Origin of the sequence: Mycobacterium basiliense (assembly GCF_900292015.1) — a bacterium.
GTDB classification, from domain to species: Bacteria; Actinomycetota; Actinomycetes; order Mycobacteriales; family Mycobacteriaceae; genus Mycobacterium; species Mycobacterium basiliense.
On the sequence record NZ_LR130759.1, the window covers coordinates 5,033,861 to 5,052,899 of the forward strand.

The 19,039-nt window shown below is 63.3% G+C and carries 19 protein-coding genes; 7 read left to right on the forward strand and 12 right to left on the reverse strand.

The features are described from left to right. The first annotated feature begins 86 nt into the window (after positions 1-86). Positions 87-1,271: a Rieske 2Fe-2S domain-containing protein gene (locus MB901379_RS21345; RefSeq protein WP_158018423.1), complete on the forward strand. Its 1,185-nt coding sequence runs from the start codon at positions 87-89 to the stop codon at positions 1,269-1,271. A gap of 5 nt (positions 1,272-1,276) precedes the next feature. Then, a complete protein-coding gene (locus MB901379_RS21350) occupies positions 1,277-1,729 on the forward strand; it encodes a hypothetical protein (RefSeq protein ID WP_158018424.1) in 453 nt (150 codons plus the stop codon). Positions 1,730-1,920: 191 nt separating this feature from the next. Here MB901379_RS21350 and MB901379_RS21355 read toward each other — a convergent pair whose 3' ends face one another. The 6 genes from MB901379_RS21355 to MB901379_RS21380 form a co-directional block, all read right to left on the reverse strand. Continuing rightward, on the reverse strand, positions 1,921-3,066 hold the full coding sequence (locus MB901379_RS21355) for a sulfotransferase family protein (RefSeq protein WP_158018425.1): 1,146 nt from the start codon (positions 3,064-3,066) through the stop codon (positions 1,921-1,923). Continuing rightward, positions 3,066-3,848, reverse strand: a complete 783-nt coding sequence (locus MB901379_RS21360) for an SDR family oxidoreductase (RefSeq protein WP_158018426.1) — start codon at positions 3,846-3,848, stop codon at positions 3,066-3,068. Before MB901379_RS21360 ends, MB901379_RS21355 begins: the two co-directional genes overlap by 1 nt. Before the next feature lie 2 nt (positions 3,849-3,850). Next, positions 3,851-4,978, reverse strand: coding sequence for a hypothetical protein (locus MB901379_RS21365; RefSeq protein ID WP_158018427.1), 1,128 nt, complete (start codon positions 4,976-4,978; stop codon positions 3,851-3,853). Positions 4,979-5,069: 91 nt separating this feature from the next. After that, on the reverse strand, positions 5,070-6,119 hold the full coding sequence (gene dmpG, locus MB901379_RS21370) for a 4-hydroxy-2-oxovalerate aldolase (RefSeq protein ID WP_158018428.1): 1,050 nt from the start codon (positions 6,117-6,119) through the stop codon (positions 5,070-5,072). Continuing rightward, complete coding sequence (locus tag MB901379_RS21375; protein ID WP_158018429.1) at positions 6,116-7,042, reverse strand: acetaldehyde dehydrogenase (acetylating); 927 nt, start codon at positions 7,040-7,042, stop codon at positions 6,116-6,118. The genes dmpG and MB901379_RS21375 overlap by 4 nt, the downstream gene beginning before the upstream one ends. A gap of 44 nt (positions 7,043-7,086) precedes the next feature. Then, positions 7,087-7,872 carry a 2-keto-4-pentenoate hydratase gene (locus MB901379_RS21380; RefSeq protein ID WP_158018430.1) on the reverse strand — a complete coding sequence of 262 codons (786 nt, stop codon included), beginning with the start codon at positions 7,870-7,872 and terminating at the stop codon, positions 7,087-7,089. 84 nt (positions 7,873-7,956) lie between these two features. Between MB901379_RS21380 and kstD the strand changes: the two genes are divergently transcribed. Further along, positions 7,957-9,651: a 3-oxosteroid 1-dehydrogenase gene (gene kstD, locus MB901379_RS21385; protein ID WP_158018431.1), complete on the forward strand. Its 1,695-nt coding sequence runs from the start codon at positions 7,957-7,959 to the stop codon at positions 9,649-9,651. 1 nt (position 9,652) lies between these two features. Continuing rightward, on the forward strand, positions 9,653-10,513 hold the full coding sequence (locus MB901379_RS21390) for a MaoC/PaaZ C-terminal domain-containing protein (protein WP_158018432.1): 861 nt from the start codon (positions 9,653-9,655) through the stop codon (positions 10,511-10,513). Between the two features lie 303 nt (positions 10,514-10,816). Here MB901379_RS21390 and MB901379_RS21395 read toward each other — a convergent pair whose 3' ends face one another. The 6 genes from MB901379_RS21395 to MB901379_RS21420 are packed head-to-tail and all read right to left on the reverse strand — an operon-like array spanning position 10,817 to position 16,792. Further along, positions 10,817-11,977, reverse strand: a complete 1,161-nt coding sequence (locus MB901379_RS21395) for a lipid-transfer protein (protein ID WP_158018433.1) — start codon at positions 11,975-11,977, stop codon at positions 10,817-10,819. Beyond that, positions 11,977-12,378, reverse strand: coding sequence for a MaoC family dehydratase (locus MB901379_RS21400; RefSeq protein ID WP_158018434.1), 402 nt, complete (start codon positions 12,376-12,378; stop codon positions 11,977-11,979). The genes MB901379_RS21395 and MB901379_RS21400 overlap by 1 nt, the downstream gene beginning before the upstream one ends. Continuing rightward, a complete protein-coding gene (locus tag MB901379_RS21405) occupies positions 12,375-13,325 on the reverse strand; it encodes a bifunctional MaoC family dehydratase N-terminal/OB-fold nucleic acid binding domain-containing protein (RefSeq protein ID WP_158018435.1) in 951 nt (316 codons plus the stop codon). The genes MB901379_RS21400 and MB901379_RS21405 overlap by 4 nt, the downstream gene beginning before the upstream one ends. Further along, a complete protein-coding gene (gene fadE29, locus MB901379_RS21410; RefSeq protein WP_158018436.1) occupies positions 13,322-14,485 on the reverse strand; it encodes an acyl-CoA dehydrogenase FadE29 in 1,164 nt (387 codons plus the stop codon). Before fadE29 ends, MB901379_RS21405 begins: the two co-directional genes overlap by 4 nt. Next, positions 14,470-15,519 carry an acyl-CoA dehydrogenase family protein gene (locus MB901379_RS21415; protein ID WP_158018437.1) on the reverse strand — a complete coding sequence of 350 codons (1,050 nt, stop codon included), beginning with the start codon at positions 15,517-15,519 and terminating at the stop codon, positions 14,470-14,472. The genes fadE29 and MB901379_RS21415 overlap by 16 nt, the downstream gene beginning before the upstream one ends. 16 nt (positions 15,520-15,535) lie before the next feature. After that, positions 15,536-16,792, reverse strand: a complete 1,257-nt coding sequence (locus MB901379_RS21420; RefSeq protein WP_197717838.1) for a cytochrome P450 — start codon at positions 16,790-16,792, stop codon at positions 15,536-15,538. Between the two features lie 158 nt (positions 16,793-16,950). Between MB901379_RS21420 and MB901379_RS21425 the strand changes: the two genes are divergently transcribed. Genes MB901379_RS21425 through MB901379_RS21435 form a run of 3 tightly spaced genes read left to right on the forward strand, consistent with a single transcriptional unit; the run spans position 16,951 to position 18,988 of the window. After that, positions 16,951-18,126: a steroid 3-ketoacyl-CoA thiolase gene (locus tag MB901379_RS21425; protein WP_158018439.1), complete on the forward strand. Its 1,176-nt coding sequence runs from the start codon at positions 16,951-16,953 to the stop codon at positions 18,124-18,126. Then, positions 18,126-18,512, forward strand: coding sequence for a hypothetical protein (locus MB901379_RS21430; protein WP_158018440.1), 387 nt, complete (start codon positions 18,126-18,128; stop codon positions 18,510-18,512). The genes MB901379_RS21425 and MB901379_RS21430 overlap by 1 nt, the downstream gene beginning before the upstream one ends. 20 nt (positions 18,513-18,532) lie before the next feature. Next, positions 18,533-18,988, forward strand: a complete 456-nt coding sequence (locus MB901379_RS21435; protein ID WP_158018441.1) for a nitroreductase family deazaflavin-dependent oxidoreductase — start codon at positions 18,533-18,535, stop codon at positions 18,986-18,988. Positions 18,989-19,039: the final 51 nt, after the last annotated feature.

Consider the following 19,039-nt stretch of genomic DNA (forward strand, 5'->3'; position numbering starts at 1 on the left):
CCGTGGCCAGACTCGCCGTCGTTGCACTCCCCCGACCCAAAACTGTAACGTGTTCTAGTTAGAGACTGCGATCTGGAGGTGACACGGTGAATACCGACACAAGTGGCGTCGGCGTCCGGGAAATCGATGCGGGCGCCTTGCCGACCAGATATGCCAGGGGCTGGCATTGCCTGGGCGTGGCCGAAGACTTCATGGACGGCAAGCCGCACGGTGTGGAGGCGTTCGGCACCAAGCTAGTGGTGTTCACCGACTCGCACGGGGACGTGAAGATCCTCGACAATTACTGCCGGCACATGGGCGGCGACCTCTCCCAGGGCACCATCAAAGGCGATGAGATCGCCTGCCCCTTCCACGACTGGCGATGGGGCGGGGACGGCCGGTGCAAGCTGGTGCCGTATGCCAAGCGCACACCGAGAATGGCGCGCACCCGATCGTGGAACACCGATGTGCGCGGCGGTCTGCTCTTCGTATGGCACGACCATGAGGGCAACCCCCCCGACCCGGCCGTCAGGATCCCGGACATCCCCGAGGCCGCCAGTGACGAATGGACCCAGTGGCGCTGGAACCGCATCCTCATCGAGGGGTCCAACTGCCGCGACATCATCGACAACGTCACCGACATGGCGCACTTTTTCTACATCCATTTCGGGTTGCCGACGTACTTCAAGAACGTCTTCGAAGGACACATCGCATCGCAGTATTTGCACAACGTGGGGCGCCCCGATGTGAATGATCTGGGTACCGCCTACGGTGAGGCACATCTGGATTCGGAAGCCTCCTACTTCGGGCCGTCGTTCATGATCAACTGGCTGCACAACAGTTACGGCGGTTACAAGTCCGAATCGATCCTGATTAACTGCCACTATCCGGTGACGCAGGACTCGTTCGTGCTGCAGTGGGGTGTCATCGTCGAAAAGCCCAAGGGCATGGACGAAAAGATGACGGACAAGCTGTCTCGAGTGTTCACCGAAGGCGTCAGCAAAGGCTTTATGCAGGACGTGGAGATCTGGAAGCACAAGACGCGCATCGACAACCCACTACTGGTCGAGGAAGACGGTGCCGTCTATCAGATGCGTCGCTGGTATGAGCAGTTCTATGTAGATGTTGCCGACATCAAGCCCGAAATGGTGGAGCGTTTCGAGATGGAGGTAGACACCACCCGCGCCAACGAATTCTGGAGTGCCGAGGTCCAACAGAATTTGGAGACAAAGAAACTCGAGGCCCGCGAGGACGAATCGCTGGCCGAGGACGTACCCGCCAAACAACACTAGCGAGCATGGACCCGTCGGACGAGCACGCTCTCCCTGACGTCGATCGCCTGGCCCGATCGATGTTGCTGCTGCGCGGCGACCATCATGACCACGATGAGTCATCGGGACCGCCCGATGACCGCCGATCATGGTCCAAATCAAGGGATTTCGCTGACGACCCGCAGCGTGCCGCCGCGGTGCGGGAAGCCAGCCGCGCCGACCGCGAACGCTATCTCAATGGGGGCTTGCAGCCGGTGGATTGCCGCTTCTGCCACGTCACCGTGACCGTGAAGAAGCTCGGTCCGGGTCATACAGCGGTGCAATGGAATACCGAGGCAACGCAGCGTTGCGCTCATTTCGCCGAAGTCCGCTCCTCCGGTGGAGATACCGCACGCACCAAGGCTTGCCCCAAGATGCATGACAGCATCGAGCACGCGGTGGCCGAGGGCATTCTGGATGCGACACCAGCCGCCGACTGAGCCAACCGAAGCGGCTCTTGTCACTTTCGCCACAGTGACCCGTACTGAGACCAGTGGGCGTTGTGCCCGCCTTCGAGCGACAAGGCGCTCGCCGGTCCCGCAATTCCCGGAGCCCAGCCAGCTTGTCGCTCGAAGGTGGGCACATCACATGCCGGCGGAGCAGAGGCTCAGGTGGCGACTGCGACTACCGATCACAAACCAGCGAATCTCTCTTGGACCATTTCGGCGGTAAGACCGTAATCAGCCAGCGAATAGCTATGTTTGGGCGCCCGCGCGCCAGTCTTGCTCTCGGCATGGATCTTCGCCATGGCCTGTCGAGCTTGTTCGGTCAAGGTCAGGCCAAAGTACCGATAGACATCGGCCACCGTGCCGAGCGGGTCGGCAACCAAATCGCCGTAGTCGACGTCGTAGAACTGGGCCGGATCGTATTTGGCCCGGGCGGTATTGAACCGTTCCAGACCCCGCGACCAGGTATCCATCGAGTCGGCGCCGATCTGGGCACCCAGGAACGTCGTCGACCACCCTTCGGACGTGTGCTGCGCCAGTGAGCACATTGATGCCATGATCGTGTCAACGGGCCGGTGCGTCTGGATCACCAGCGCGTCCGGATAGGTAGTCATCAACGCATCCAGGGCGAACAGATGGCTCGGATTTTTTAAAACCCAGCGCTTTTCGACGTCATTGAGCCCGATCAGTTGCAGGTTCCTGCGGTGCCGCCGGTAGGGCGGGGTCCAGTCCTGACGCGACAGCCACTTGGCGTAGCTGGGCAGGTGGGCCAAGGTCTCGTACGACACCGAGTGCAGTGACTGCCGCAGCAGCTGCCAGCACTCCTCCAGCTCGTACGCAGCCATGAAGTGCAGGCCGGTATAACCGGGATTGTCCCGATGGTGCTGGGTGAACTGCGCATTGAGTTGGCGGTAGAACGGATTTGAGTCCCAGGTGTCGCGGGGTGGGCGCGGTTGCGGGAACTCGGCCAGCCACATGTGCAGACCCTGGTGGGTCGGGTCGGCACCGAGCAGTCGGTGCAGCGCGGTGGTTCCGGTGCGCACCAGCCCGGTGACGAAGATGGGCCGCTCGATGACCACATCGGCGTGCCGCGGATATTGCTTCCAGGCGGCTTCGGACAGCAGCCGGGCGACCAAAGCACCGCGCAGGAAAAAGCGGTTCATCTTGCTGCCCAACACCGTAAGGCCGGCCTCGTTCCGGTAGGCGTCAAGCAGCACCTCCAACGCTTCGAGGTAATTGTCCTCGTCGGCGCCGAAGTCGTCGAGCCCCACCAGCTTGGTAGCCGAGGCATGCAGTTCGGCCACGGTTCCGACATCGGTCCGATCGGTCATCAGGAGTGGTACTCCCCGCAGTTGACATCCAGGGTCTGCCCGGTGATGCCGCTGGACAGGTCGCTGGCCATGAACAAGATCGCCGAGGCAACCTCATCCTCGGTCGGCAGTCTCTTCAGATCGGCGTGTGCAGCGGTGGCCTGGTATATCTGATCCACCGTGGTTCCGTACTTGCCGGCCTGATGTTCGAAGTATCCTTGCAGGGTATCTCCCCAGATATAGCCCGGTGCAACGGAATTGACACGAATACCCTTGTCACCGAGTTCGGTGGCCAGTGAATGGGACATAGCGAGCAAGGTGGCCTTGGCCATCTTGTAGGCGCCGTACTTGGGCTGCGAGTGCCGCAGCACCATGGAGTTCACGTTGACAATCGAGCCGTTGGCTTCGGCGAGCGGGCGAGTGAACCCTTGGATGAGGCGCAGCGCCCCGAGCGCGCTGAGTTCGATGGCGTCCCGGATGTGTTGAAATGTGGTGTCAGCCAATGGCTTCATCGACGGCACCCGAAACGCGTTGTTGATCAGCACGTCCACCTTGCCATACGCCTCCAGAGTGGCGTCCACCAGGTTGACCACCTGAGCCTCGTTGGTGATGTCGGTGCGTACCGCAATAGCTTGGCGTCCCGCGTCGACGATCTGCTTGGCCAAATCGTCGAGGCGGTCGCCGCTACGGGCCGCCAGCACCAAGTCGGCGCCGGCGCGCGCACACCGATGCGCCAGCGTGGAGCCAAGTCCCGGGCCCACCCCGCTGATGACGACGATCTTTCCGTCCAGCATGGTTGTCATCGTTACCCCAGCATTCTCGCCGCAATTTGCATCTGGCGCATTGCGATTCGCGCGCGCCAGTCTTCTTCGGAAATCTTGTTGTGGTCGAGATATGGCAGCGCGTCAGGTATCGAGTCGAAATCAACCAGCTCGACGGCCGGCCCGTCGGCCTCGGTGAGCTGCCGGGACACCCGCTGCCAACGGAACTGCAAGAAGCCGCGCCGGTGACCGAGCGTCTCCACCCAATTGGTGACACCCGGATTGCGGTCGGCGACGACGATGCGAACCCTACCGTCCGGATCCGCCTGTGCCTGGGTGTTGTTCAGCGAGGTCTGGTGATTGATGTAGTCCAGCGAGATGTACCACATGCTGCCCAGCTGGAAGCCCAGGTAGGGAGCATCGCTGACCGGTACGGTGATTACCAGGGCCTGATCGGGCCGCAGATCGAAATGGCCGGCGGACGAGTACTGAGTGGCCAAACCGCCCGGCGTCAGCCGCGGCGCCACCATCGTGTTGACCGGAATGTTGAGATAGAACCACTGCGGAAATTGCAGCCAGGTTTTTACCCGCTCAAGGAGTTGCTTTCCCGCTGTGGTGTAGCGCTTTTCGATGGTCTCGCGGGTCAACGACCGGGGGGCAGTGCCAGCGGTGTCGAGCCGGGAGATGGCCAGGGTGCCGCGCTGCTGTGACCAGTCTGCGTATACCTCACGGATGACGAGTTGCCCGGAGCTGGTCGGCCGTAGTTGCCACTGGAAGCTACCGTCCGCTGCGATCTCAAGTTCCCGGTCGTCGAATGCCGCCTGGCTGGCGGGCACGTTGTCGTCGGTGTACTCGCCGCCGAGCAGCTGGAAGCTCAGGTCGGTGGTGGTACCACGTCTGCCGGTGACCACGTAGTCGCGGTCAGCGTGCACCCTGGTACCGAAATACAGGGTGTCAGGGTTATCCAGCCCCATCTTGGTGAACGGGCCGGTGCCCGACTGCAGGAATGGGTGGTCACGCTCATAGTCGAACGCCAGGTGCATGCAGCCGGCGATGCAGCCGGCCAGATACTGCAGTCCCTCGAGCAGATCGGCTTCGGTTTCAACATGCGGCGCGGCGGCCACCAGCTTCTCGGCTTCCGCGATCGCCGCGGTCAGCGGATTTGAGAACACGACTTCGACGCTAGAACGTGTTCCTATTTTGAGTCAATGGCTAACATTTGCGCGCGTGGAAGCGGCGCAGGTAGACGAAGCTCGCTCACTTCTAGACGACCGCGCCGCTGTCCTGCTCGCGCTTGATTTCCAGGGCGATGTCAATGAGCTGATCCTCTTGACCACCGATGAGCTTGCGCTGGCCCGCCCGGTGCAGGAGCTGATGCGCCGGCACGCCATAGCGCTCGGACTGGCGGACGGCGTGCTTGAGGAAGCTGGAATACACCCCGGAGTACCCCATGATCAACGCGTTACGGTCGAGCAGACATTCGGCGGGCATTGCCGGGCGCACCACGTCCTCAGCGGCGTCGGCGATGTCGAAAAAGTCGATACCGGTCTTGACCCCGATCTTGTCGAACACCCCGATCAGTGCCTCGACGGGCGCGTTGCCCGCCCCGGCGCCAAACCGGCGCACGCTGCCGTCGATCTGCTTAGCTCCGGCGCGCACCGCCTCGACCGAGTTGGCGACCCCCAGGCCAAGGTTTTCATGGCCGTGAAAGCCCACCTGAGCGTCCTCGCCGAGCTCGGCGACCAGGGCGGACACCCGGTCGGCGACGCCGTCGAGCACCAGCGCACCGGCGGAGTCCACGACGTACACGCACTGACAACCGGCATCGGCCATAATGCGGGCCTGGGCGGCCAGCTTCTCCGGCGGAATCGTGTGGGCCATCATCAAGAACCCGACGGTTTCCAGACCCAGTTCACGGGCCAACCCGAAATGTTGAATGGATACGTCGGCCTCGGTGCAATGGGTCGCGATCCGGCAAATCGACCCACCATTGTCCTGCGCTTGTTTGATGTCTTCCTTGGTACCCACACCTGGCAGCATCAAAAACGCGATCTTGGCTTCCTTGGCCGTCTGGGCGGCCAATTTGATCAGTTCCTGTTCGGGGGTTTTGGAGAAGCCGTAGTTGAACGACGACCCGCCCAGCCCGTCGCCGTGGGTCACCTCAATCACCGGCACCCCGGCGGCATCAAGGGCCGCCACGATGGCGCCAACCTCCTCTTTGGTGAATTGGTGACGCTTGTGGTGCGACCCGTCGCGCAACGACGTGTCGGTGATGCGGATATCCCAGGCGCCTTGAAAAATTTGGCCGCTCATCGCGTTCCTCCTGACACCGCAAGTGTCTCCTTGGCGATTTCCTCGCCGACCTTGGTCGCTGCCGCCGTCATGATGTCGAGGTTGCCGGCATACGGTGGCAAGTAATCTCCGGCACCTTCCACCTCGACGAAGGTGGTAACCACCGCCTGGCCGCCCGAATTCAGCGACGGCTCATCGAACTGCGGCTCGTTGAGCAACCGATACCCCGGCACGTAGGTCTGCACCTCACCCACAACCTCATGGATGGAGGCGGCGATCGCGTCGCGGTCGGCGTCGACGGGAATGGCGCAGAAAATGGTGTCGCGCATGATCATCGGCGGATCGGCGGGGTTCAAGATGATGATTGCCTTGCCTCGGTCGGCGCCGCCGATCGTTTCGACGCCCTTGCTGGTGGTCTTGGTGAACTCGTCGATGTTGGCCCGGGTCCCGGGGCCTGCCGAGACTGAGGCCACCGACGCCACGATTTCGGCGTAAGGGACGCCACCTTGTTCGGCGACCGCGCGCGCCACGGCGTACACGATGGGAATAGTCGCCTGTCCCCCGCAGGTGATCATGTTGACGTTGGGGGCATCCAGATGCTCCCGCAGGTTCGCCGGTGGGATCACCGCCGGACCCACCGCGGCCGGCGTCAGATCGATGGCGCGGATTCCGACGTCGGCGTACTTCGGCGCGGCCGCCTTATGCACATAGGCACTGGTGGCCTCGAACACCAGGTCGGGTTTCTCCGGCTGCGCGAGCAGCCAGTCGACACCCTCGTGCGTGGTCTCCAAACCCAACTTGCGGGCTCGTGCCAGCCCTTCGCTTTCCGGGTCGATGCCGACCATCCAGCGCGGCTCCAGCCAATCGGATCGCAACAGCTTGTAGAGCAGGTCGGTACTGATATTGCCCGAACCAACAATGGCCACACTTGCCTTCGACGGCATGCTGCTCCTTATTACCGCTCTCGATACTCGAAACTAGTTCGGTGCTATTCGAACGACAACCGAACCGAACCCAGCCCGGTGAAGTCGGCGATGAACTCGTCGCCGGCGCGGGCGTCGACCGCAAACGTGCACGATCCCGGTAGCACGATGTCGCCCTTTTTCAGCCGCACCCCGAAGCTTTCCACCTTGCGAGCCAGCCAGGCGACCGCCGTGGCCGGGTTCCCCAGCACCGCGTCGCTGCGTCCCTCGGCGGCCATCTCGCCATTGCGGGTCAGCACCGCGTCGATCGCTTTCACATCGACATCGGCCGGCGACACCCGCGCCGCACCCAGCACGAAGCCCGCGGCGGAGGCGTTATCGGCGATGGTGTCGCAGATTTTGATCTGCCAATCCTTGATCCGGGTGTCGATCAGCTCAATCGACGGGACCAGGGCCTCGGTGCCCGCCAAGACATCGTCCTCCGTGCATCCGGCACCGGGCAGGTCAGCGGACAGGATGAAGCCGACCTCCACCTCCACCCGCGGGTACAGGTACTTCGCGGCCTTGACCGGGGCGTCTTCAAACACCCGCATGTCGTCAAGGAGATGCCCATAGTCCGGTTCATCGACACCCATCATCTGCTGCATGATCGGCGACGACAGCCCGACCTTGTGACCCACCACCCGCGCCCCCTCGCCCACCCGCCGACGAATGTTGATCAGCTGGATCTCGTAGGCGTCAACCACGTCAATATCGAGGTAGGCGGGGGTCAAGGGCGCAATCGGCTCACGGCTGCGTTCGGCTCGCGCCAGGTCGGCGGCGATGTTGTCGCGGGTCGGAGCAGCGAGCATTTACCGGAAGTCCCCTCGTCGTGCTGACATCATGATGACCGGGCCGGTAGCGCCCGACCCCGGCAATTCTATAACGTGTTCTACATGACAGCACAGGACTACGACGTGGTCGTGGTCGGAAGTGGCGGTGCCGGCATGGTCGCTGCCCTCACCGCCGCGCACCGGGGCCTCTCGACCATGGTCATCGAGAAGGCGTCGCACTTTGGCGGCTCGACGGCGCGCTCGGGCGGCGGTGTCTGGATTCCGAACAACGAAGTCCTCCGGCGCGCCAAGGTCGCGGACACACCCGAGGCGGCGCGCACCTATTTGCACGGCATCATCGGCGACCAATCGGTGAGCGGGGTGGACCCGCAGCGCATCGACACCTACCTGCAGCGTGGGCCCGAGATGCTGTCCTTCGTGCTGAAGCACACGCCGTTGAAGATGTGCTGGGTGCCGGGATACTCCGACTATTACCCCGAGGCACCGGGCGGGCGCTCCGGCGGCCGCTCGATTGAGCCAAAGCCGTTCAATGCCCGCAAGCTCGGCGTCGACGAAGCTGGGCTCGAACCTGCCTACGGCAAGGTGCCGCTCAATGTGGTTGTCATGCAGCAAGATTACGTGCGGCTGAACCAACTGAAGCGACACCCCCGGGGTGTGCTGCGCAGCATGAAGGTGGGTGCCCGCACGATGTGGGCGAAGGCAACCGGCAAAAACCTTGTCGGTATGGGCCGAGCCCTGATCGGACCACTGCGGATCGGCTTGCAGCGGGCCGGTGTACCGGTGGTACTCAATACCGCGTTGACCGACCTCCACGTCGAAGACGGTGTGGTCCGCGGCGTCTACGTGCGCGACACCAACGCTGCGGAGCCGGCTGAACCCAGGCTGATCCGCGCCCGGCGCGGCGTGATCCTGGCGGCGGGCGGTTTCGAGCACAACGAACAGATGCGGGTGAAGTACCAGCGCGCGCCGATCACCACCGAATGGACCGTGGGCGCCAAGGCCAATACCGGCGACGGCATCATCGCCGGTGAAAAACTGGGTGCCGCACTCGATCTCATGGAGGACGCGTGGTGGGGACCGACGGTGCCACTGGTCGGCAAACCGTGGTTTGCATTGTCCGAGCGAAATTCGCCGGGATCGATCATCGTCAATATGTCGGGCAAGCGGTTCATGAACGAATCGATGCCGTACGTTGAAGCCTGCCATCACATGTACGGCGGTCTGCATGGCCAGGGCCCCGGACCGGGGGAGAACATTCCCGCGTGGCTAGTATTCGATCAGCAGTACCGGGACCGCTACATCTTCGCGGGACTGCAACCCGGGCAGCGCATTCCACGTAAATGGTTGGAGTCGGGCGTCATTGTCCAGGCCGACACACTTGAAGAACTGGCCGGCAAGGCCGGCCTTCCCGTCGATGAATTCGTCTCGACGGTATCACGTTTCAACACCTTCGCGCGGGCAGGCGTCGATGAGGACTACCACCGTGGCGAGAGTGCCTACGACAGGTACTACGGGGACCCGACCATCAAGCCCAATCCCAACCTGGGCGAGATCACCCACGCCCCGTATTACGCTGCCAAAATGGTTCCCGGGGACCTCGGCACCAAAGGTGGAATCCGCACCGACGTTCACGCCCGCGCCTTACGCGATGACGGAAGCTTCATCGAAGGTCTTTATGCGGCAGGCAATGTCAGCGGCCCGGTGATGGGTCACACCTATCCTGGTCCGGGTGGCACCATCGGGCCGGCGATGACATTCGGCTACCTGGCCGCCCTGCACATTGCCGGAGAGCGCTAACATGCCGATCGATGTAGACGTCGCTTTGAACGCCACGTTGGATCCCGTCGAATTCTCGTGGGCGAGCAGCGATATTCAGCTCTATCACCTTGGCTTGGGCGCAGGCGCGGATCCGATGGATCCGCGCGAGCTGCGCTACCTGGTGGACGACACGCCTCAGGTGTTGCCCACCTTCGGCACGGTGGCGGCCACCTTCCACGCCACCAAGCCGCCGACCGTGCAGTTTCCCGGCATCGACGTCGAGCTGAGCAAGGTATTGCACGCCAGCGAGCGGGTGGAAGTTCCTGCGCCGCTACCCCCGTCGGGTTCGGCTCGGGCCGTCACTCGGTTCACTGACATCTGGGACAAGGGCAAGGCCGCGGTCATCTGGAGCGAGACGACGGTCACCGCGCCCGACGGGACCCACCTCTGGACCCAGAAGCGATCAATCTTCGCTCGCGGCGAAGGTGGCTTCGGTGGCGAGCGGGGACCATCGGGGTCAGATGCCGCGCCGGAGCGGGCACCCGATCTTGAGATCGCACTGCCGATTCTGCCGCAGCAGGCGCTGCTGTACCGACTCTGCGGCGACCGCAACCCGCTGCACTCCGACCCCGAATTTGCGGCAGCCGCAGGGTTTCACCAGCCAATTCTGCACGGCCTGTGTACCTACGGCATGGCCTGCAAGGCGATCACCGACGCGTTCCTGGACGGCGACGCCTCCGCCGTCGCCGCCTACGGCGCGCGCTTTGCAGGTGTGGCATTCCCTGGCGAGACCTTGCAGGTCAACGTCTGGAAGGACGACGGCCGACTTGCTGCCGGCGTTGTCGCGCCGTCGCGTGACAACGCCGTCGTGCTGAGCGGCGTCGAACTGGTGCCCGCGTAACACTGATTCCTGGCTCGGCGAGCACCCTGCTCGCGCCCCGGGTACCGGGACCGAGCCACCCCTCCGAGCCGACCGCCATGCGTGTCGATAGCGACGCGCGAAGCGCTGATCGAGCCGTGATCGCCGACCAAGGTCACGGCCGGGGACGGCGGCAAGGGGGGCCGCAACCTCGGGCATCGCCACCGGCGGTATCGGCCGGGCTGGCGGACTGGGCGGTTTCCCCGCTCTGACGGTAGCAACGGGACACCCTAACGATTCAACTGAGAGCTGCCAGCTCCCAGGATTGCCCTGGTGCCCGCGCCGCTAGCCCAGGATCAAACCGGACGTCGGCACACCGGTACCCGCGGTGACCAGCACGTGCTCGACGTCGGCTACCGGATTCACCGACGTACCGCGCAGCTGCCGTACCCCTTCGGCGATTCCGTTCATGCCGTGGATGTACGCCTCACCGAGCTGACCGCCGTGCGTGTTGATCGGCAGCCGCCCCCCGACCTCGATCGCCCCGCCTGCGATGAAGTCCTTGGCCTCTCCCCTGCCGCAAAAGCCCAACTCCTCCAATTGAATCAGGGTGAACGGGGTGAAGTGGTCGTAGAGCACCGCGGTCTGGATGTCGGATGGCTCGAGACCCGATTGCTGCCACAGCTGGCGGCCCACCAGACCCATCTCAGGCAATCCGTCCAGCTCGGGTCGGTAATAGCTGACCATCGTGTACTGGTCCGGACTCGCTCCCTGCGATGCCGCCTCGATAATCGCCGGACGCTGCTTGAGGTCCCGGGCGCGTTCCGCCGATGTCACAACGATCGCCACCGCCCCATCGGTCTCCTGACAGCAGTCCAGCAACCGCAACGGCTCGGCGATCCACCGCGAATTCTGATGGTCCTCAATGGTTATCGGCTTTTGGTAGAAGTAGGCTTTCGGGTTGTTGGCGGCATGCTTACGGTCGGCGACCGACACTGCGCCGAAGTCCCGGCTGGTGGCTCCAGACAGGTGCATGTAACGCTTGGCGATCATCGCGACCTGCGCAGCCGGCGTCGACAGCCCATGCGGATACGAGAACGAATTGTCCACGCCCGTCGAGTCCGCGTTCTCCGTCAACCGAGTCTGCACCTGTCCGAACCGCATGCCGGAGCGTTCATTGAAAGCCCGGTACGCCACCACGACATCGGCGATACCGGTGGCGACCGCCATTGCGGCATGCTGCACGGTCGCGCACGCGGCGCCGCCGCCGTAGTGGATCTTGGAGAAGAACTTCAGCTCACCGATCCCGGCGGCGCGCGCCACCGCAATTTCGGTGTTGGTGTCCATGGTGAACGTCGTGAGCCCGTCGACATCGGCAGGGGGCAGGCCGGCATCGTCGAGCGCGTCCCGCACTGCCTCGGCGGCCAACCGCAACTCGCTGCGGCCGGAGTCCTTGGAGAAGTCGGTGGCGCCGATGCCGACGATGGCTGCCTTACCGGACAACACTATCCATCCCCGATCGTCAGCTTGACAGTCGCAATGACATGATCGCCGAGACTGTTGCGGCCCAATACTTTTACCGTGATCAGACCGTCCTCTATCGCCGTCACCTCGCCGGAAAACGTCACGGTGTCGTATGCGTACCACGGCACGCCGAGACGCAGTCCGATCGACTTGATCAACGCCGACGGCCCCGCCCAATCGGTCACGTAGCGCTGCACCAGCCCAGTGTCGGTCAGGATGTTGACGAAGATATCGTCAGATCCTTTGGCTTGCGCCTTATCACGGTCATGGTGCACATCCTGAAAGTCCCGGGTAGCAAGGGCAGTCGAGATGATGAACGTCGGGTCACCATGCAACTTAAGCTCGGGCAGCGTGGTGCCAACCGCGATCGCGGGGGCGCTCATGCGTCCGGTTCCCAGGCGTAGAGGCTCCATTCCGGTCCGCTGGCTGTGGCCGGGAAGTCGATATAGATCGTGCGAATTGGCATTCCGATCTCCACCCGTCCGGGCTCGACATTGCGCAGTTCGCCGAGCATACGCACCCCCTCTTCGAGCTCTACCAGCGCGATCACGAAAGGTAATGTGCGGCCGGGAACTTTCGGGGCGTGGTGCACCACAAAGCTGAATACGGTGCCTTTTCCGTTGGACACCACGTAGTCAATGGGCTCGGCCTTGTCCTGCCATACCGCCGGCACCGGCGGATGTCGCAGGGTGCCGTCGGCACACCGCTGGATCCGCAACTCGTGCGCCTTCACGCCCTCCCAGAAGAAAGCGGTATCACGCGAGGACGACGGGCGCATCATCGAATCCGGGTCCAGGTCCTCGGGAACGGCTGTCGCGGAGGATGCCGTACGCGGTTTGAATTTAAGTATGCGCCAATCCATTTCGGCTACATCTTCATCGCCGACGCGCCACACCGTGTGCTGATTGACGAACCATCCCTCTCCCAGGCCTGTCTGCTTGGGACCCACCACTTCCCCCAACTCGGAGGTGATGGTGACCTCCTCGCCTGGCAACAGATACCGGTGATAGGTCTGTTCACAGTTGGTGGCGACCACGCCAATGTAGCCCGCATCGTCGAACAGCTTCATGACGGGGCCCAGCGGATCATCCTTGGGCCGTTCGCCGCCCAGACCGAACATGGTCCACACCTGGATCATTGCCGGTGGGGCGACGATCCCCGGATGGCCGGCGGCCCGGGCAGCGGCTTCTTCGACGTAGATCGGGTTGTGGTCGCCGATCGCCTCGACCCAGTTGTTGATCATCGGCTGGTTCACCGGGTCCCGCGCGGCACGCGGCTTGCTGCTACCGGCCGCCTTGATCTGCGCGACAGCTTCCTCGATGTCACTCATCGCGGCACCCGAGGCACCTTGAGGCCGGAGGCCGCGATCATCTCTCGCATGACCTCGTTCACGCCCCCGCCGAAGGTGATCACCAGATTGCGTTTAGTTTGGGCGTCCAGCCACTCGAGCAGCTCGCCGGTATCTGGTTCTGCGGCGTTGCCGTACCTTCCGACGATCTCCTCAGCAAGTCGGCCAACATGCTGAACACGTTCGGTGCCAAACACTTTCGTCGCCGCGGCATCGGCGACGTTGATGTCCTCACCAGCGGCCGACACCTGCCAGTTGAGCAACTCGTTGATGCGCCAGATCGCGCGTATTTCACCGAGCGCGCGTCGGACGTCTTCGTGATCGATCGGCCTGACACCGTCACCACCCGGTTTCGACGCCCAGGTGTGCACCCGATCATAGATGCTGGCGAACCGGCCGGCCGGCCCCAGCATCACCCGCTCATTGTTGAGCTGGGTTGTGATCAAACGCCATCCACCGTTTTCCTCCCCCACCAGCATGTCCGCCGGGACCCGCACATCGTTGTAGTAGGTCGCGTTGGTGTGATGCGCACCATCGGAAAGTATGATCGGCGTCCAGGAGTACCCAGGATCTTTGGTATCGACGATCAGAATCGAAATACCTTTGTGTTTAACGGCTTCCGGATCTGTTCGACAGGCCAGCCAAATATAGTCGGCGTCGTGGGCACCGGTGGTGAAGATTTTTTGGCCATTGACGATGTAGTGGTCGCCGTCGCGGACCGCGGTAGTGCGCAGCGATGCCAGGTCGGTACCCGCTTCGGGCTCGGTGTAGCCGATCGCGAAGTGCACCTCTCCGGCCAAGATCGCCGGAAGGAACTTCTTCTTCTGCATCTCGCTGCCGTACACCTGCAGCGTGGGACCCACCGTCTGCAGGGTTACGGCCGGCAGTGGCACATCGGCGCGATGAGCTTCATTGACGAAGATCTGCTGTTCGATCGGACCGAAACCGAGGCCGCCAAACTCCTTTGGCCAGCCGACGCCGAGCTTTCCGTCCTGGCCCATCCGCCGAATCACCGCGCGGTATGCCGCGTTGTGGCGGTCCTTCTCCATCTCCTTCATCTCGTCGGAGGAGATCAGGTTCGAAAAGTATTGCCGTAGCTCAGCTTGCAGCTGTCGCTGTTCCGGCGTCAAATCGATGAACATTGCGCTCCCACCGAGTCACGGCCTCCGAGGAGGTCAAGGCGCAGCGAAGGCCCGCCCAGCATCCGGGACAGGTCTTTGATCGTGGAGTAGTAGCGGTGCATCGGATAGGTGATGTCCATCCCCATACCACCATGCAGGTGGTGGCAGATCTGCATCACCGGCGGTGCCTGCGAGGTCACCCAGTAGCCAAGGACGTCGAGGTCCTCCCCGGTTTGGGGGTCGGCGTCCCTGCCCTCGGCCAGTCGCCAGATCACCGACTTTGCCACCAAATCGATGGTGCGCGCTGCGATGTAGACCTCAGCCAACTGCGCGGCGACCGTCTGAAACGTCGACAGCGGCTTGCCGAACTGCTTCCGGTTGGCTACGTAGTCGGCGGTGAGCCGCAATGCCCCGGACACCAATCCGTCGGCGTAAGCACCCACCATGGCCAAAGCCAGCCGGTTGACTCGATCTGCCGCGGCCCCCGCCAGGACGTCCGACTCGGGAACCGCCACTTCGCTGAAGGTCACCGTGTACTCGAGCGAGCCGTTCGACGTGGGTGTGCGGATTAACCGCACACCTTCGGCCTTGGGCGATATCACGACCACCGCGCTATCAGCAGTCACGACCATCCAGTCCGCTTGCTCGCCATATCCGACACCAACTTTGGTGCCGGACAGCCGACCGCCGGCAAAGCTGGCGGACGGCCGGTCGGGCAGTGGTGCGCCCGGCTCGTTGAGGGCCGCGGTGAGCACGGCACCCCGGGCGACCCCACCCAGGTAGCGGTCCTGCTGCTCAACGGAGGCCACGTCCAGCAGTGGCACGACACCAAGGCCCAGCGTTGCCAGCGCCGGCGTGATGGTGCCGCGCCGCCCCGCTTCGGTCAGCACCGTCCCGACCTCGAGTAAACCCACACCGTCGCCGCCGAGGCGTTCCGGCACCGGCAGCGCGGTTACGCCCCCGTCGACCAACGCCGTCCACGTCGGGTCCCGTTCCAGCACCGACGTGACCACATCGGCGACGGCTTGTTGTTCCGCGGTGAGATCAAAGTCCATCGTTGACACTAAATCGTCAGTGTGCCACCGGGCAGGTGCCGGTGTTGTAGTCAACTTGCCAGTGCTTGATCCCGTTGAGCCAGCCGGACCGCAGCCGCTCGGGCGCCGAGACCGGTTTGAGGTCGGGCATGTGGTCGGCAACGGCGTTGAAGATGAGGTTGATCGTCATGCGGGCCAGGTTGGCGCCAATGCAGTAGTGCGCACCGGTACCGCCGAAGCCGACATGCGGGTTGGGGTTGCGCATGATGTCGAAGGTGAACGGGTCGTCGAACACCTCTTCGTCGAAGTTCGCCGACCGGTAGAACATCAGCACCCGCTGACCCCGCTTGATTTGCACGCCGGACAGCTCATAGTCCTCCAGCGCGGTGCGCTGGAAACAGGTCACCGGGGTGGCCCAGCGGACAATCTCGTCGGCAGCGGTTTCCGGGCGTTCCCTCTTGTACAACTCCCACTGGTCCGGGTGGTCGGCGAAGGCCATCATCCCCTGGGTGATGGAGTTGCGGGTGGTCTCGTTGCCGGCCACCGCGAGCATCACGACAAAGAAACCGAACTCGTCGTCGGAGAGCTTCTCACCGTCGATATCGGCCTCTATCAGCTGCGTCACGATGTCGTCGCCGGGGTTTTGGGCCTTTTCCTCGGCCATCTTCATCGCATACATGATCAGCTCCGCCGACGACATCTTCGGGTCGATGTGGGCGTACTCAGGGTCATCGTTCCCGGTCATCTCGTTCGACCACTCGAACAGCTTGCCGCGGTCCTCCTGGGGCACCCCAAGCAAGCCCGCAATCGCCTGTAGCGGCAGTTCGCACGACACCTGCTCTACGAAGTCGCCCCTACCCGCGGCCGCCGCCTCTTCGGCGATCTTCTGGGCACGTTCGTTGAGCTCGTCGTGCAGTCGTCCGATGGCGCGCGGGGTGAAGCCGCGGGAGATGATCTTGCGCAGCCGGGTGTGGTGGGGCGCGTCCATGTTGAGCATGACGGACCGCTGAACATCGATGTCCTCGCGCGCGATGTCGTTGTGGAATCTCGGGATAACCCCGTTTTCGTAGCTGGAGAAGATGTCACTGCGCCGGGAGATCTCCTTGACGTCCTTGAGCTTGGTGATCGCCCAGAAACCACCGTCGTGGAAGCCCCCGCCCGTTCCGGGAGCCTGTTCGTTCCACCAGATGGGAGCCGCCGATCGCAGCTCGGCAAACTCCTCGACCGGCAATCTCTCGGCGTAGATGTCCGGGTCGGTGAAATCGAACCCGGACGGCAGATTGGGGCAGGGCACGTTCGTTCTCCTAACTACAGTCTGCGATGACTGGGATCCCAGGACACTAGCTGTCCTAGTGATGCTCTGATGCCAGTAAAACATGCCTTCACCGCATACAAAAGGCGACGAGCCATCGTCGCTTGTCAGAGTAATGAAACGTGTTCTAGCCTGGCTCCATGGGTAACCCGGTAATCGTCGAAGCGACACGCAGCCCGATCGGAAAGCGCAACGGTTGGCTATCGGGGCTGCACGCCACCGAGCTGCTGGGAGCCGTTCAGAAGGCGCTGGTGGACCGTGTCGGGCTGCACGCCGGCTTTCAGGCTGGGGACGTCGAGCAGGTCATCGGTGGCTGCGTGACGCAGTTCGGCGAGCAGTCCAACAACATCAGCCGAGTGGCCTGGCTGACCGCCGGCCTGCCCGACCACGTCGGCGCCACCACGGTGGACTGCCAGTGCGGCAGTGGCCAGCAGGCCAACCACCTGATTGCTGGATTGATCGCGATCGGCGCAATCGACATCGGCATCGCCTGTGGCATCGAGGCGATGAGCCGCGTCGGCTTGGGCGCCAATGCCGGCCCCGACCGCGCAGCCATTCGCGCCGAGTCGTGGGACATCGACCTGCCGAACCAGTTCGAAGCCGCCGAGCGGATCGCCAAGCGCCGCGGCATCACCCGCGCGGACATCGACGCGTTCGGGCTCGAGTCCCAGCTACGCGCCAAGCGCGCCTGGGACGAGGGTCGATTCGATCGCGAGATCTCACCGATCGAGGCGCCGGTGCTCGACGAGCAGAAGCAACCCACGGCCGAGCGTCACATGGTCTCGCGCGACCAGGGCCTGCGAGACACCACGATGGCGGGGTTGAGCGAGCTGAAGCCGGTGCTCGAGGGCGGTATTCACACCGCGGGGACGTCGTCGCAGATCTCCGACGGCGCGGCGGCGGTGCTGTGGATGGACGAAGACAGAGCCAAGGCACTCGGGTTGCGGCCGCGGGCCCGCATCGTCAGCCAGGCGCTCGTCGGTGCCGAGCCGTACTACCACCTCGATGGACCCGTGCAGTCGACGGCGAAAGTGCTGGAGAAGGCGGGCATGAAGATGGGTGACATCGACATCGTCGAGATCAACGAGGCCTTCGCGTCCGTCGTGCTGTCCTGGGCGCGGGTGCACGAGCCGGACATGGCTCGCGTCAATGTCAACGGCGGCGCGATTGCCTTGGGCCATCCAGTGGGCTGCACCGGGAGCCGGTTGATCACCACCGCATTGCATGAGCTGGAGCGCACCGATCAGAGCACCGCGCTGATCACCATGTGTGCGGGCGGGGCACTGTCCACCGGCACCATCCTCGAGCGGCTTTGATGGGCGTATCCGAGGAAGACCGCATTGCCGCCGCGCAGGCGTATATCGACGCACTCGTCAGCCATGATGCCGACGCCGTCCCGTTCGCGGCCGGATGCACCCGCATCGAGCAGGGCGTCAAGAACGGATTTTCCGGAAACCACTTACGCCGCAGCCTCAATCGCGGACCCCAGTATCGCGTCATCGCCGACACCACGCCGCCGGCATACCGCATCGTCGGCGACCAGGTGCATGCGGCCTACGACGTCCTGACTAAGGTGGCGTTCGCCGGTCGGCGGATCGCGTCACGGGTTAACGAAACGTTCGTGATCCCCGCCGAAAGTGCGAGCGGGAGGGCCGAGATTCAGCACATCACGGTGCGTTTTCGGCCATTTATTCAGCGATAGCGCGATCTTAGGATGGGGTCATGCCGAAATCACCGCCGCGGTTCCTCAACTCACCGCTCACCGATTTCTTCATCAAGTGGATGTCGCGCCTCAACACCTGGATGTACCGCCGCAACGGCGGGGAGGGTCTCGGCGGCACCTTCCAGAAGATTCCGGTCGCCCTGCTGACCACCACCGGTCGCAAGACTGGCCAGCCGCGAGTAAGCCCGCTTTATTTTCTGCGCGATGGAGACCGCGTGGTGGTCGCGGCGTCCAAGGGGGGCTCCGAAAAGAACCCCATGTGGTACCTCAATCTCAAGGCCAACCCGAAGGTGTCGGTCCAGATCAAAAAAGAGGTCCTCGAGCTGACCGCGCGCGATGCCACCGACGAGGAGCGCGCCAAATACTGGCCGCAGCTGGTGGATATGTACCCGTCCTACGACGACTACCAGTCCTGGACCGACCGGACCATCCCGATCGTCGTCTGCGATCCCTAGCGTTTCAGCGAACGTGAATCCATTGCGAAAAATTGACCAAAATTTCGCAGT

What these genes read in the sequence shown, in the direction of transcription:
- MB901379_RS21350 (WP_158018424.1), top strand. Translation starts at nt 1,277, where the DNA reads ATGGACCCGTCGGACGAGCACGCTCTCCCTGACGTCGATCGCCTGGCC.
- MB901379_RS21355 (WP_158018425.1), bottom strand. Translation starts at nt 3,066, where the DNA reads ATGACCGATCGGACCGATGTCGGAACCGTGGCCGAACTGCATGCCTCG.
- MB901379_RS21360 (WP_158018426.1), bottom strand. Translation starts at nt 3,848, where the DNA reads ATGACAACCATGCTGGACGGAAAGATCGTCGTCATCAGCGGGGTGGGC.
- dmpG (WP_158018428.1), bottom strand. Translation starts at nt 6,119, where the DNA reads ATGAGCGGCCAAATTTTTCAAGGCGCCTGGGATATCCGCATCACCGAC.
- MB901379_RS21375 (WP_158018429.1), bottom strand. Translation starts at nt 7,042, where the DNA reads ATGCCGTCGAAGGCAAGTGTGGCCATTGTTGGTTCGGGCAATATCAGT.
- MB901379_RS21380 (WP_158018430.1), bottom strand. Translation starts at nt 7,872, where the DNA reads ATGCTCGCTGCTCCGACCCGCGACAACATCGCCGCCGACCTGGCGCGA.
- kstD (WP_158018431.1), top strand. Translation starts at nt 7,957, where the DNA reads ATGACAGCACAGGACTACGACGTGGTCGTGGTCGGAAGTGGCGGTGCC.
- MB901379_RS21390 (WP_158018432.1), top strand. Translation starts at nt 9,653, where the DNA reads ATGCCGATCGATGTAGACGTCGCTTTGAACGCCACGTTGGATCCCGTC.
- MB901379_RS21400 (WP_158018434.1), bottom strand. Translation starts at nt 12,378, where the DNA reads ATGAGCGCCCCCGCGATCGCGGTTGGCACCACGCTGCCCGAGCTTAAG.
- MB901379_RS21405 (WP_158018435.1), bottom strand. Translation starts at nt 13,325, where the DNA reads ATGAGTGACATCGAGGAAGCTGTCGCGCAGATCAAGGCGGCCGGTAGC.
- fadE29 (WP_158018436.1), bottom strand. Translation starts at nt 14,485, where the DNA reads ATGTTCATCGATTTGACGCCGGAACAGCGACAGCTGCAAGCTGAGCTA.
- MB901379_RS21415 (WP_158018437.1), bottom strand. Translation starts at nt 15,519, where the DNA reads ATGGACTTTGATCTCACCGCGGAACAACAAGCCGTCGCCGATGTGGTC.
- MB901379_RS21425 (WP_158018439.1), top strand. Translation starts at nt 16,951, where the DNA reads ATGGGTAACCCGGTAATCGTCGAAGCGACACGCAGCCCGATCGGAAAG.
- MB901379_RS21430 (WP_158018440.1), top strand. Translation starts at nt 18,126, where the DNA reads ATGGGCGTATCCGAGGAAGACCGCATTGCCGCCGCGCAGGCGTATATC.
- MB901379_RS21435 (WP_158018441.1), top strand. Translation starts at nt 18,533, where the DNA reads ATGCCGAAATCACCGCCGCGGTTCCTCAACTCACCGCTCACCGATTTC.